Source organism: Mycobacterium pseudokansasii (assembly GCF_900566075.1).
Classification (GTDB): Bacteria; Actinomycetota; Actinomycetes; order Mycobacteriales; family Mycobacteriaceae; genus Mycobacterium; species Mycobacterium pseudokansasii.
This window is the reverse complement of the sequence record NZ_UPHU01000001.1, coordinates 3468631-3481888: the sequence shown is the minus strand read 5'-3', so window position 1 is coordinate 3481888 and position 13258 is coordinate 3468631. Positions and strand designations below refer to the sequence as shown.

Annotated in this window: 9 protein-coding genes and 2 pseudogenes; 9 read left to right on the top strand and 2 right to left on the bottom strand. The window is 67.4% G+C overall.

What is annotated here, in order from left to right; genetic code table 11:
* The first annotated feature begins 417 nt into the window (after positions 1-417).
* From cobN to EET10_RS32320, 5 genes and pseudogenes are all read left to right on the top strand, one after another.
* Positions 418-4014, top strand: coding sequence for a cobaltochelatase subunit CobN (cobN, locus tag EET10_RS15835; protein WP_122502807.1), 3597 nt, complete (start codon positions 418-420; stop codon positions 4012-4014).
* Positions 4015-4049: 35 nt separating this feature from the next.
* A complete protein-coding gene (locus EET10_RS15830; RefSeq protein ID WP_063466448.1) occupies positions 4050-4451 on the top strand; it encodes a hypothetical protein in 402 nt (133 codons plus the stop codon).
* Positions 4452-4544: 93 nt separating this feature from the next.
* Positions 4545-4943, top strand: a complete 399-nt coding sequence (locus EET10_RS15825) for a PPOX class F420-dependent oxidoreductase (RefSeq protein WP_063466449.1) — start codon at positions 4545-4547, stop codon at positions 4941-4943.
* 36 nt (positions 4944-4979) lie between these two features.
* Positions 4980-5538, top strand: a pseudogene (locus EET10_RS32325) (PPE family protein); the annotation flags it as partial.
* Positions 5539-5579: 41 nt separating this feature from the next.
* Positions 5580-6335, top strand: a complete 756-nt coding sequence (locus tag EET10_RS32320) for a PPW family C-terminal domain-containing PPE protein (protein WP_136622956.1) — start codon at positions 5580-5582, stop codon at positions 6333-6335.
* 279 nt (positions 6336-6614) lie between these two features.
* Here the strand turns inward: EET10_RS32320 and EET10_RS15810 are convergent, their stop codons facing one another.
* A complete protein-coding gene (locus EET10_RS15810) occupies positions 6615-7316 on the bottom strand; it encodes a dienelactone hydrolase family protein (RefSeq protein WP_063466450.1) in 702 nt (233 codons plus the stop codon).
* 72 nt (positions 7317-7388) lie between these two features.
* Here EET10_RS15810 and EET10_RS15805 point away from each other — a divergent pair, with 72 nt between their 5' ends.
* The 3 genes and pseudogenes from EET10_RS15805 to lnt all read left to right on the top strand — a co-directional run bounded on the left by EET10_RS15805 (position 7389) and on the right by lnt (position 12414).
* Positions 7389-7919 (top strand): FxsA family protein, encoded by a 531-nt coding sequence (locus tag EET10_RS15805; protein WP_036405450.1) that lies wholly within the window; start codon positions 7389-7391, stop codon positions 7917-7919.
* Positions 7920-7970: 51 nt separating this feature from the next.
* Positions 7971-9575 (top strand): amidohydrolase, encoded by a 1605-nt coding sequence (locus EET10_RS15800; RefSeq protein ID WP_036405449.1) that lies wholly within the window; start codon positions 7971-7973, stop codon positions 9573-9575.
* Between the two features lie 178 nt (positions 9576-9753).
* Positions 9754-12414, top strand: a pseudogene (gene lnt, locus EET10_RS15795) (apolipoprotein N-acyltransferase).
* Here lnt and rbpA read toward each other — a convergent pair.
* Positions 12371-12706 (bottom strand): RNA polymerase-binding protein RbpA, encoded by a 336-nt coding sequence (gene rbpA / locus EET10_RS15785; RefSeq protein WP_023364597.1) that lies wholly within the window; start codon positions 12704-12706, stop codon positions 12371-12373. The pseudogene lnt and the gene rbpA overlap by 44 nt on opposite strands.
* A gap of 178 nt (positions 12707-12884) precedes the next feature.
* Here rbpA and EET10_RS30250 point away from each other — a divergent pair, with 178 nt between their 5' ends.
* Positions 12885-13256 carry a hypothetical protein gene (locus EET10_RS30250; protein ID WP_081260313.1) on the top strand — a complete coding sequence of 124 codons (372 nt, stop codon included), beginning with the start codon at positions 12885-12887 and terminating at the stop codon, positions 13254-13256.
* Positions 13257-13258 lie beyond the last annotated feature (2 nt).

Sequence of the window (13258 nt, the reverse complement as noted above, 5' to 3'; positions counted from 1 at the left end):
GGGCCCGAGCACGGGCTGGGTCAATGATCAAGATCCGGGTGCGACCCGACGGTCGTGACCAGCCGCGCGCGGACGACGCAGTCGGTAACAGCGCCGCTACCGGTAGCACGAACGGGATGCAACTGTTTAGCGGTAGGAGGCAGGTAATGCCTTGCGCCGCAACAACGTCAGCAGCACGGATCACGCCGCCCAGCGCCTCAGCGGCGGCCTTGCGGCGGAACCGGCGGTTCAGGCGGAAAACTGTTGGGCCAAGCCGGTTTACCTGGGGAAGGGCGGGACCGTTATCGAATAGCTCAATGACCGATATGGCGAGATCGGCCAGCGGCACCCACTGGTCTTCCGCCAACACCCAGACATCCAACCGGCTTAGCCGACCCACAACGGGACGGTCCCACGGCATTGCGGTACGAATGGTGGGTGGCCGAGCCGACCGTCCTGCTGTTGTCGACGTCCGACACCGACCTGATCAGCGCGCGCTCCAGCGGCAAGAACTATCGGTGGGCCAACCCGTCGCGGCTGTCGGACCACGAGCTGCCCGGGTTGCTGGCCGGTGTCTCGATCGTGGTGGTACGGATACTGGGTGGCTACCGCGCCTGGCAGAGCGGCATCGACGCGGTGATCGCCAGCGGTGCGCCGGCCGTGCTGGTCAGCGGTGAGCAGGCCGCCGACGCCGAGTTGACCGACCTGTCCACGGTTGCGGCCGGCACGGCAGTGCAGGCGCACATCTATCTGGCCCACGGCGGAGTGGACAACCTGCGGCAGCTGTACGCCTTTCTGTCGGACACGGTGCTGATGACGGGCTACGGGTTCACACCCCCCGTTGTCACCCCGACCTGGGGTGAATTGGCGCGCGCTGACGCCTCCAAGATCGACGGCCCGACGATCGCGGTGCTGTACTACCGCGCGCAACACCTGGCCGGAAACACCGGATATGTCGAGGCGCTGTGCCGGGCGATCGAAGACGCCGGTGGCCGGGCGCTGCCGGTCTTTTGCGCGTCGCTGCGCACCGCCGAGCAGGCGCTACTGGACAGGCTGAAAGACGCCGACGCCATGGTGGTCACCGTGCTGGCCGCCGGGGGAGTCAAGCCCGCCACCGCCTCAGCCGGCGGCGACGATGACAGCTGGAGCGTCGAACACCTTGCCGCACTGGATATCCCGATCCTGCAGGGGCTCTGCTTGACCAGCCCGCGGGACCAGTGGCGTGACAACAACGACGGGATGAGCCCCCTCGACGTCGCCAGCCAGGTGGCTGTGCCCGAGTTCGACGGCCGCATCATCACAGTCCCGTTCTCGTTCAAGGAGATTGACGACGACGGACTGATCTCCTACGTCGCAGATCCCGAGCGCTGCGCGCGAGTCGCCGGGCTGGCCGTCCGGCACGCGCGGCTGAGGTACGTGGCTCCCGCCGACAAGCGGGTGGCCCTGGTGTTCTCCGCCTACCCGACCAAACACGCCCGCATCGGTAACGCGGTCGGCCTGGACACCCCGGCCAGCGCGGTCACCTTGCTGCAGGCGATGCGCGAGCACGGTTATCAGGTGGGCGAGCTGCCGGGCGTCCCCGAAGATGGACCAGGCGACGGAGATGCCCTGATCCACGCGCTCATCGAGCGCGGCGGCCAAGACCCTGACTGGCTCACCGAGGGCCAGCTGGCCGGCAACCCGATTCGGTTGTCCGCCAAGGACTATCGGGATTGGTTCGCCACCCTGCCGGCCGAACTGGCCGACACCGTGACCCGGCATTGGGGGCCGCCGCCGGGGGAGTTGTTCGTCGACCGCGCCAATGATCCCGACGGCGAAATCGTCATTGCCGGTATACGATCCGGCAATCTCATGCTGATGGTGCAGCCGCCGCGCGGCTTCGGAGACAACCCCGTCGCGATCTACCACGACCCGGATTTGCCGCCCAGCCACCACTATCTGGCCGCCTACCGCTGGCTGGACTCAGGCTTTCCAGAAGGCTTCAACGCGCACGCCGTGGTACACCTGGGCAAACACGGAAACCTGGAGTGGCTTCCGGGAAAGACATCAGGTATGTCGGCGTCCTGCGGATCCGACGCCGCGCTGGGCAACCTGCCGCTGATCTACCCGTTCCTGGTCAACGATCCCGGCGAGGGCACCCAGGCGAAAAGGCGCGCGCACGCCGTTCTCGTCGACCACCTGATCCCACCCATGGCCCGCGCCGAAACGTACGGTGACATCGCGCGTTTGGAGCAACTGCTCGACGAGCATGCCACCGTGGCCGCACTGGATCCGGGCAAGCTGCCGGCCATTCGCCAGCAGATCTGGACGCTGATCCGGGCCGCCAAGATGGACCACGATCTTGGGCTGACCGTGCGGCCGCCGGAAGACTCGTTCGACGACATGCTGTTGCACGTCGACGGCTGGCTGTGTGAGATCAAGGACGTCCAGATCCGCGACGGCCTGCACATCCTTGGGCAACAGCCGGCAGGCGAACAGGAACTCGACCTGGTGCTGGCCATCCTGCGGGCTCGCCAGCTGTTCGGCGGCGCGCAGGCGATCCCCGGCCTGCGACAGGCGCTCGGGCTGGCCGACGACGGCACCGACGAACGCACCTCGGTCGACCGGGCCGAGGCCGCTGCCCGGAAGCTTGTGGCCGCGCTGCAAGCCACCGGCTGGGACCCGGCCGCCGCGAACCATCTCACGGACAACGCCGAGGTCGCGGCGGTACTACGGTTCGCCGCTACCGAAGTGGTGCCGCGCCTGGCCGGCACCGCTTCCGAAATCGAGCAGGTGTTGCGGGCATTGGACGGCCGCTTCATCCCGGCCGGCCCGTCGGGGTCACCGCTGCGCGGTCTGATCAACGTGTTGCCCACCGGTCGCAACTTCTACTCCGTCGATCCCAAGGCCGTGCCGTCCCGGCTGGCCTGGGAAGCCGGTGTGGCCCTAGCTGATTCGCTGCTGGCCCGTTACCGCGACGACCATGGCCGGTGGCCGCAATCGGTGGGCCTGTCGGTGTGGGGCACCTCGGCGATGCGCACCGCCGGCGACGACATCGCCGAAGTGCTCGCCCTGCTGGGTGTTCGGCCGGTCTGGGACGAAGCGTCGCGGCGCGTGGTGGATCTCACCGCTATTCCGCTGGCCGAGCTGGGACGGCCCCGCATCGACGTGACGGTACGCATCTCCGGGTTCTTCCGAGACGCCTTCCCGCACGTGGTGACGATGCTCGACGACGCGGTCCGGTTGGTCGCCGACCTCGACGAGCCCGTCGACGCCAACTTTGTGCGCGCCCACGCCCAGGCCGACCTCGCCCAGCACGGCGACCAACGTCGCTCCACCACAAGGATTTTCGGCTCCAAGCCGGGAACGTATGGTGCCGGGATGCTGCAGCTGATCGACAGCCGCAATTGGCGCGACGACGCGGACTTGGCCCAGGTGTACACCGCCTGGGGCGGCTTCGCCTATGGGCGCGACCTCGACGGCCGGGAAGCCGTCGACGACATGAACCGCCAGTACCGGCGGATCGCGGTGGCCGCCAAGAACACCGACACCCGCGAACACGACATCGCCGATTCCGACGACTATTTCCAATACCACGGCGGCATGGTGGCCACCGTGCGCGCGCTGACCGGCCAAGCGCCGGCCGCCTACATCGGTGACAACACCCGGCCGGACGCCATCCGCACCCGCACGCTGTCGGAGGAGACCGCCCGGGTGTTTCGGGCCAGGGTGGTCAACCCCCGGTGGATGGCCGCCATGCGCCGCCATGGCTACAAGGGCGCCTTCGAGATGGCGGCCACCGTGGACTACTTATTCGGCTACGACGCCACCGCCGGGGTGATGGCCGACTGGATGTACGAGGAACTCACCGAGCGCTACGTGCTCGATCCGGAGAACCGGAAGTTCATGGCGGAATCCAATCCGTGGGCGCTGCACGGCATGGCCGAACGCCTGCTGGAGGCGGCCGGACGTGGCATGTGGGCCCAGCCGCAACCGGATACTCTCGACGGGTTACGCCAGGTCTTGCTGGAAACCGAAGGCGATTTGGAGGGCTGAGCCATCCGATGACGACACGCCTTGTCTGCGTTACCATGGCTGCCGCCCTGGCCTTTGGTGTCCTTGGATCGAAGCCCGTACCGGCATGGGCCGTCCCGGCCGACGATCCCGTCTCGCCGTCGGTCCCGGCGACAGGTGCGCACTGGGAAATGGGCTGCCCGGAACCCCTGACCGAACTGGTAGACCGTACGTGTTTCGAGCCGTACCCGTGGGTGCTGGGCTCGGCGCAGATGAGCCTGGTCGGCGAGGGCACCCCGTCGCAGGGACTGCCCATGCGCAACATTCTGGCGGTCGTGACGGGTGCGAAAGTTGCTGTCGCGCTGACCGTCCGGGATTACAGCGGAGCGGATAGGTCGGTCCAGGTTCAGCCCGGCTCGACCCGGGGTTTCTCCGGTGACGTGATCGTCGACGTCAGACAGGATCGCGTGGTTCCGTGAACATGGGGCAAGAGCTCCGCCAGCAGACGCGGAATCGCATCCGAATGACCATTCGGGTGCGACACTGCGTCTGCTCAGCGCTAGGTTGACACCGTGACGCCCACCTTCGCCGACCTTGCCAAAGCGCGATACATCCTGCTCACCACCTTCACCAAGGACGGCCGGCCGAAGCCGACGCCGATCTGGGCCGCCTTGGACAAGGACCGCGGTGACCGGCTGCTGGTCATCACCGAGAAAAAGGCGTGGAAGGTCAAGCGGATCCGCAATACCCCGCGAGTAGAGCTGGCCATCTGCGACGTGCGTGGGCGTCCCAAGAGCGAGGCCGTCGAGGGCACCGCGGCCATCCTTGACGACTCGCAGACGGGCACCGTCTATGACGCGATCGGCAAGCGGTACGGCATTGTCGGCAAGGTCTTCAACTTCGTCAGCAAGCTACGCGGCGGCATGGAAAACAACGTCGGCCTGGAACTCAAGGTGAACTGTGGTTCCTGAGGTTTTGGCGGCGGTGTCGGATGGGTTTATGGGGGTGTGACTGCTGCGGTGTGGCTGGGTTCGCCGCCGGAGGTGCATTCGGCGTTGTTGTGTGCGGGTCCGGGGCCGGTGTCGTTGGTGGCGGCTGCTGCGGGATGGTCGTCGATGAGTGCGCAGTATGCGTCGGTGGCTGACGAGCTGAGCGTGGTGGTGGCGAGGATGGGGGTTGGGGCGTGGCAGGGGCCCAGCGCTGAGCTTTGTGGTGGGTGCTCATATGCCGTATGTGGCGTGGTTGATGCAGGCCAGTGCCGAGAGTGCCGCGGCGGCGGCCCATGACAGTGCCGCGGCGGCTTATGTCAGTGCGTTGGCGGCGATGCCGACGTTGGGTGAGTTGGCTGCCAATCATGCCGCCCATGCGGTGTTGGTGGCGACGAATTTCTTTGGGATCAATACCATCCCGATCGCGCTGAACGAGGCCGATTATGTGCGGATGTGGATTCAGGCGGCGACCACGATGGGCGTCTATGAGGCGGTCGCTGCGGCGGCGTTGGCCTCGGTTCCACACATTCCGCCGGCACCGCTGATTGTCAAACCCGGCGTCGGCGCGGCCATCGACCCGGCCGCCACCACCGCCCAAGCCCTCGCCTCAACCCGTGGGTGCAGATTCTATTCGAACTTGTATTGCTGGTGCCAAAAATGATATTAGAGTTCTTGTTGGCCCTATTGCTCGATATAGCTTTTATCCCAGTAGTTGTCGGCCTAATATTTCTTCAGCTCTTTATTATTGCGCTTCCGGTGGGCGCTATCGCATATCTGTTCTTAACCTTGGAATTTGGAACGACTTTCACTTTTGTATATTATTTGGCACTTCCTCAAGTTGCGATTGCGGTCGAGTTTCTTGCAATCGGGATTCTCCTCGCGCTCCCCGTCTTGTTGCCTGTCGGCGCGATCGTCGATGTGGTCACGCAGATTATTGGCAATTTGTTTGGACTTGCGGCGGGATCGTTGGCTGGGGCCGGAGCTTTGATCGGCGGTGCTGCCCCCGGTCTGGGCGCTACAGCTGGGGCTGCTGCCGCGCCGATCGCGGGTGTGGCGGGTGCGCCGGTGGCAGCGGTGGCGGTCGAGAGCGTGACGGCGTCGCCGTTGGGCGTTGCTGGCGTAGATCCGCGCGCGCAGCTGGTTTCGACGGTGACCGTTGACGGGGCTGCGGGGCAGTGGCCAATGCCGGCTTCCGAGCGGGGCGCCGGCACCATAGGGTTTGCCGGCGCTGCACACACGGAGGGCCTGGTCGAACCCGGCGGTTTGATGACTTTAGGCGATGAATTCGGCACCGGCATCCGGGTGCCGATGCCGCCCGCGAGCTGGCGCGTACCCGTGCTGGACGCGGCAACTGCCGGGACGGTGCTCTGCTGACGAGACGCCGGCCGGCAAAGGTGCGTTTCCGCGGCACCGGACGGAACAATCGATATCAGTTCCAACGATGTGACTGTGAAAGCTCCTGGGCGATATGTTCGGCGTTCTGCGGCCTTCGATTCATGCATTCTGGTGCGCGGGGTAGCGATTTATCGACGATCTCAGCCATAGCGACCGCCCCGCTCTGATCGCCGACGTTTACGTCGGGCCGATGTGTTTCCCGAACTTGGTGGCCGGGAAAGTGCGGACGCGACCGTTGCTAGACGGGCAGCCGGTGGCTTAAGTGCTGCGAGTCAGGTGCTCGCCGAAGAACGCGAACACCCGGCGCCACGCATCCTCGGTCGCGGCTTCGTTGTAGCCGAATCCCGCGATCCGAATCAGCTGCTGGCCGGGAAGTTTGTTGGCGAAGCTGTGCCCGGCGCCGGGGTAGACCTTGATGTCGGCGGTGATCCCCTTGTCCTGGGTCACGGTGCGCAGGCGGTTGGCCGCGCCCACACCGAGCGGGTCGCGGCCACCGAAACTCGCCACAATCGGGCACGCCCCGTCGAGAGTCTCGCTGAGATGGCGGGGCAGTGGTGTGCCGTAAAACGGCGCCGAGGCGCCAAAGCCCCTGGGCGACAAAACGAGCGCGAACCCGCCACCCATGCAGAAGCCCGCGATGCCCACCCGGCCGGAACATTCGGCCATGCCCAGCAGGTGATCACGGGCAGCCAAAATGTCGTCGAGGGCGCGGCCTCGTCTGGTCAGCAACTCGCGAAAGACTCGGGTGATGCAGCGGGCGCGGCCGCCCCGGGCGTACATATTCGGCGTCAGCGCCAGGTAGCCCGCCTCCGCGATCCGCCGGGAAGTCGCCTCATTATCGGGGGCGTAGCCGATCGCATCGTGCACCACCACCACGCCCGGCCATGGGCCCTCTCCGACGGGAAGGCTCAGCAGCGCGTCGATCGGACCGGCCGGGGTGTCGATGTCAATCGTGGTCATAGCGTCATCTAACTGCAGCCGTGACGCGACCGCGCGCGGAACTCGGGCGTGGCCCGCAGACGTTGGCTTCACATGCTAGGTCGGCTGCTTCTCATTTACGCCGTCGTCGAGCTCATGGCCTTCATCGGATTGGCGGCGGTCATCGGCTTCGGCTGGGCCCTGGTGGTGCTGTTGGCCACCTTCGTTCTGGGGTTGGTGCTTTGGGCTCCGATGGGCGGGTGGCAGCTCGGGCGGCACTTCATGCAGTGGCGGTCCGGCGTGCAGGAACCGCGCAGCGCGCTGAGCGACGGCGCGCTCGTCGCCCTGGCCACCGGTTTGGTCCTGGTTCCCGGGCTGGTCAGCACCGCTGTGGGGTTGTTGCTCCTGGCGCCGCCGATTCGGACGGCCGCCGGCCCGGGGCTGACCGCGATCGCACTGCGCGGGATCCTGCGGCGCGTGCCGTTGACGGCGACCGCGGCCGCGGGCATGGCCGGCGCGTTCACCCGCCGCGAGCAACCCGACCAGCGCGACTTCATTGATGGGGAGGTCATCGACGTCATCGACGGGGAACCACCGACCTTGCCGCAAGCCCGCATTCCCGATCAAGGCCCGATCCGGACCTAGGTCAGAGCTAGGTCAGACCAAGGTGTTGGACTTCCCACGTAATTTTGCGGTGTGACGCAGATTCCCTCCAAGCTCCTGGTCAACGGCCGGATCTATAGCCCGACCCACCCCGACGCCACCGCCATGGTGGTGCGCGGCGACACCGTGGCATGGCTGGGCAGCGACGATGTCGCGCACGACCAGTTCCCGGATGTCGAAGTGCAGGACCTCGACGGCGCATTCGTCGCGCCGGGATTCGTCGACAGCCACATCCACCTGAGCGCGACCGGTCTGACGCTCAGCGGACTGGACTTACGCTCCGCGACCTCACGCGCGCAATGCCTGCGTATGGTTGGCGACTACGCCGCGGCAAACCCCGGCCGGCTGATCTGGGGACACGGCTGGGACGAGTCGGCCTGGCCCGAAAAAGCCGCGCCCAGCACCGCGGACCTGGACGCCGTGCTCGACGGCCGGCCCGCTTACCTGGCCCGGGTCGACGTGCATTCGGCGCTGGCCTCGTCGGCGTTGCGGCGGCTGGTCCCCCAACTGCCGGCCGCCGCGGGTTTCGCCGCACAGCAGCCGTTGACCGGCGACGCGCACCACCTGGCCCGAGCCGCGGCCCGCGACTTGCTGACCGACGCGCAGCTGGCCGAAGCCCGGACCGCGGCGCTGCAGGCGCTGGCCGCCTCGGGAGTCGTTGCCGTGCACGAATGCGCCGGTCCCGAGATCGGCGGGCTGGACGACTGGCTGGCGCTGCGCGCTCTGCAGCACGGCGTCGAAGTGACCGGCTACTGGGGCGAGGCAGTGACCACACCGACTCAGGCGCGGGCACTGATGGAGCAGACCGGCGCCCGCGGGTTGGCCGGTGACCTGTTCATCGACGGCGCTCTCGGCTCGCGCACGGCCTGGCTGCACCACCCTTACGCGGACGCGCCCGGTTGCACCGGAACCTGCCACCTCGACCCCGACGCCGTCGAAGCGCACCTGCGGGCATGCACCGAGGCCGCGGTGACGGCCGGTTTCCACGTCATCGGTGATGCCGCGGTGTCGGCGGTTGTCGGCGCACTCGAACGGGTCGTGGACGAGCTCGGCGTGGTCGCGGTCGCTCGCTGCGGACACCGTCTGGAGCATGTGGAGATGGTCACCGCCGAGCAGGCCGCCAAGTTGGGGTCGTGGGGGGTCATTGCCAGCGTGCAGCCCAATTTCGACGCCCTCTGGGGCGGCGTCGACGGCATGTACGCCCAGCGCCTCGGCCCGGATCGAGGTGGCCGGCTCAACCCGCTTGCGCTGTTAGCATCCCAAGGCGTGCCCCTCGCCCTTGGTTCCGACGCGCCTGTAACCGGCTTCGACCCGTGGGCGAGTGTGCGGGCGGCGGTCAATCACCGCACGGCAGGCAGCGCCGTGTCGGCGCGGGCGGCGTTCGCTGCGGCAACCCGCGGAGGTTGGCGGGCCGGCGGTGTCCGCGACGGGCAGTCCGGCACCTTGGTGCCGGGCGCGCCGGCCTCGTACGCCGTGTGGGACGTCGACGTCCTGGACGTCAATGCGCCGCGCGACGCCGTTCAGCGTTGGTCTACCGACCCGCGGTCCCGGGTGCCGGCGCTGCCGCGGCTGGGTCCGCGGGATGTTTTGCCGCGCTGCCGTCAAACCGTGCATCGGGGTGCGGTCATCTATGGCTAGGGGATGGCCCGGCCGCAAGGCGCCGAACCTCGATCGCGGCGAGATCGATCCGGCGGTTGAGGTGCCTGACGCCGACATGCCCGCCAATCCCGCCGATGCGCCAGACTCCTCGCACGACGCCGGCGCTTCGACCGCGACCACTCGGCTCAGTGCCGCCGCCCGTCGGCGCATGTCGGTGATGGGCACCGAGGCGGCGACGCGGCTACCGCGGCTGTGGGCCGCAGTCCGGCCGCGTCTGCCGCGCCTGCTGGTCTGTGTCGGGGCCGGCTTGTTGCTGTATGCCAGCTTCCCGCCGATTAACTGGTGGTGGGCGGCCATCGTCGCGGTGGCGCTGCTGACCTGGGTGCTGACGCACCGGGCAACTACGCCGGTAGGCGGGCTGGGCTACGGCTTCCTGTTCGGTCTGGCGTTCTACGTGCCGTTGTTGCCATGGATCGGCTCGCTGGTGGGACCGATGCCCTGGCTGGTGTTGGCGACGCTGTCCGCGCTGTTCCCGGGTCTTTTCGGGTTATTGGCCGTCGTAGTACGGGGGCTGCCCGGCTGGCCGATCTGGTTTGCGGTGCTGTGGGCGGCGCAGGAGTGGCTGAAGTCGATCATGCCGTTCGGTGGCTTTCCCTGGGGATCGGTGGCTTTCGGTCAGGCCGAGGGTCCGCTGCTGCCGTTGGTTCAGCTGGGAGGTGTCGCGCTGCTGTCCGCAGGGATCGTGCTGGTGGGCTGCAGTTTGACCGCAATCGCGCTGGAAATCGAGAAGTGGTGGCGGACCGGCGGCAAGACCGGGTCGGCCGAAACGGCCGCGCCGCCGGCGGTGGTGTTGCCCGGCGCGTGCATCTGCCTGGTGTTGTTCGCCGCTGTCATCGTGTGGCCGCAGGTGCGCCACGCCGGCGCGGGAGCGGACGGCGAACCGGCAGTCACCGTCGCGGTTGTTCAGGGCAATGTGCCGCGTTTGGGTCTGGATTTCAATGCGCAGCGGCGAGCGGTCCTGGACAACCACGTGCAGGAGACCCTGCGACTGGCCGAGGATGTCCGTGCGGGCAGCGCCCCGCGACCGCAATTCGTCGTCTGGCCCGAGGATTCGTCGGACATCGATCCGTTCGTCAACCCCGACGCTGCCCAGCAGATATCCCAGGCGGCGGCGGCGATCGGCGCGCCGATCCTGGTCGGTACCGTGCTCGACGCGCCGGGCCGACTGCAAGGGGACCCGGCATTCACCAACACGGTGATCGTCTGGAACCCCGGCACCGGACCCGCCGACCGCCACGACAAGGAAATCGTGCAGCCATTCGGCGAGTACCTGCCCATGCCGTGGCTTTTCCGCCACCTTTCCGGATACGCCAGCCGCGCCGGTAATTTCGTGCCCGGCACCAGTTCCGGGGTGGTGCGCATCGCCGGTGTGCCGGTCGGGGTGTCCACCTGCTGGGAGGTGATCTTCGATCGGGCCCCGCGAAAGGCGGTGCTCGATGGCGCGCAGCTGCTGACGGTGCCCAGCAACAATGCCACCTTCAACCAGACGATGAGTGAGCAGCAGCTGGCATTCGGCAAGGTCCGGGCCGTCGAGCACGACCGCTACGTCGTGGTCGCCGGTACCACCGGCATCAGCGCGGTGATCGCCCCGGACGGCGCAGAACTGGTCCGTACCGACTTCTTCGAGCCCGCCTATCTGGACACCCAGGTGCGGCTGAAGACCAGGCTGACGCCGGCAACTCGCTGGGCTCCGCTAGTGCAGTGGATTCTGGTCGGGGCGGCGGGCACGATCATTCTGGTCGCGATACGGCACAATGGGTGGTTCCCGCGGCTAAGACGTCCCAGGCGTCGGTTGTCCGGGCACCCGCGTGGCGCTGGCGAGTCCGACGGACCCCCGGACGACGGCGACGACTCGGAAGCGGCGCTCCGGAACGAATCCGGGGGCGGCCCGCAGACCGCGCAAGACACTCCGCCCGACGCGGGCGGCCACCACGAGTTCGGGCGACCTGAAGGAGCTACATGACCAGCGGCCAACCTGCGGCCGAGGTGCCGGGCAATCGTCTCGGCCAGCGTGTCCTGGTGATCATTCCGACGTACAACGAGCGGGAGAACCTGCCGCTGATACATCGGCGGGTCAAGGAAGCCTGCCCCGACGTACACGTGCTGATCATCGACGACAACAGCCCTGACGGCACCGGTGAACTCGCCGACGAGCTGGCGCAGGCCGACCCGGGCTGTACCCATGTTTTGCACCGCACCGTCAAGAATGGTCTGGGGGCGGCCTACCTGGAAGGGTTCGCCTGGGGCCTCAGCCGGGAGTACGCGGTGCTTGTCGAAATGGACGCCGACGGCAGCCACGCGCCCGAACAGCTGCACCGACTGCTGGACGCCGTCGGCGCGGGGGCCGATCTGGCCATCGGTTCACGCTACGTGCCCGGGGGGACGGTGCGTAACTGGCCGTGGCGGCGCCTGGCGCTGTCCAAGACGGCCAACACCTATTCGCGGCTCGCATTGGGGGTCGGGGTCCATGACATCACCGCCGGCTATCGCGCTTACCGCCGCGAAGTGCTCGAGACGATCGATCTCGACAGCGTCGACTCCAAGGGCTATTGCTTCCAGATAGAAATGACCTGGCGCACCGTGAACAGCGGGTTCGTCGTCGTCGAAGTTCCGATCACCTTCACCGAACGCGAGATCGGCGTGTCAAAGATGAGCGGATCCAACATTCGCGAGGCGCTTTTCAAAGTCACCCGATGGGGTATTGAGGGCAGACGTGACCGCGGTCGAGCCGGCCGTGCACACGACCGCTCTCAACCGGCCGGATAGCGTCCGGATCAGCCGCGCCGACGCGACCGGATTATTTCGAGGCGTTCCTTGAGCAGCTCTTCGAGCTCTTCGACGGAGCGACGCTCCAGCAGCATGTCCCAGTGCGTGCGCGGGGGCTTGACCTTTTTCGGTTCGGGCAGGTCGCCCTCGATCAGGGTGCCTTCCATGCCGTTGCGGCACAGCCAGGTGCCGGGGATCTCGGCGTCGTCGGCGAACGGAACCTCGAACTCCTCGCCGTTCTCGGTGCGGTACCGCGCGATCTGCCGCGGCGCCAGGTCGTGATTGCGGTCGGTCTCGTAGCTCACGGCTCCCAGACGACTGCCTCTCAAGACACGATCAGCCATCGACGCTACTCCTCTGGACTCGTTGAGCTGGTTGGCTCCGGATGGTGATTCTCTCCGCTTTAGCGAACGTCGCCGACGGCTGCGTAGTTCCCGGGCTGGTGCTCAGCGCGCGACGCGACCATTCGCGAACATTGATGATACCGGGATCAGGGACCCGAGCGGACTAAAGTCGGCAGGCGTGAGCCCGGCCCGACGTCAACGTGCCCGTCCCCAGCCATGCCGCTGGTGTGGACGTGACGTGACTGATGCCGGAATGGGCCGCCGCCGCCAATACTGCCGGCAGTCGTGCCGGCAGCGGGCCTATGAGCAGCGAGCCATGATGACCCGGGGTGACGCCGGGGCCGCAGCGGCCCTGCCCGCCGACGCGGTGGTGTTGACGGCCGACGAAGCGGCCGACCTGTCGGATCGCATCTACCAGGTGCGGTGCGCAGCGGAGGATGTCGCCATCGCGCTCGACGAGGGTGCCGGCGCGGCCGAATTGCGTGAGCTGTGCGACGGGCTGCTCCGGGCGGCCAGGGCCGCCGACGGCTGGCGCAGGGTGGGTGTCTAGCC

Coding starts and splice junctions, on each gene's coding strand:
- EET10_RS15830 (WP_063466448.1), top strand. CDS start 4,050: ATGGCTGCCGCCCTGGCCTTTGGTGTCCTTGGATCGAAGCCCGTACCG.
- EET10_RS15810 (WP_063466450.1), bottom strand. CDS start 7,316: ATGACCACGATTGACATCGACACCCCGGCCGGTCCGATCGACGCGCTG.
- EET10_RS15805 (WP_036405450.1), top strand. CDS start 7,389: ATGCTAGGTCGGCTGCTTCTCATTTACGCCGTCGTCGAGCTCATGGCC.
- rbpA (WP_023364597.1), bottom strand. CDS start 12,706: ATGGCTGATCGTGTCTTGAGAGGCAGTCGTCTGGGAGCCGTGAGCTAC.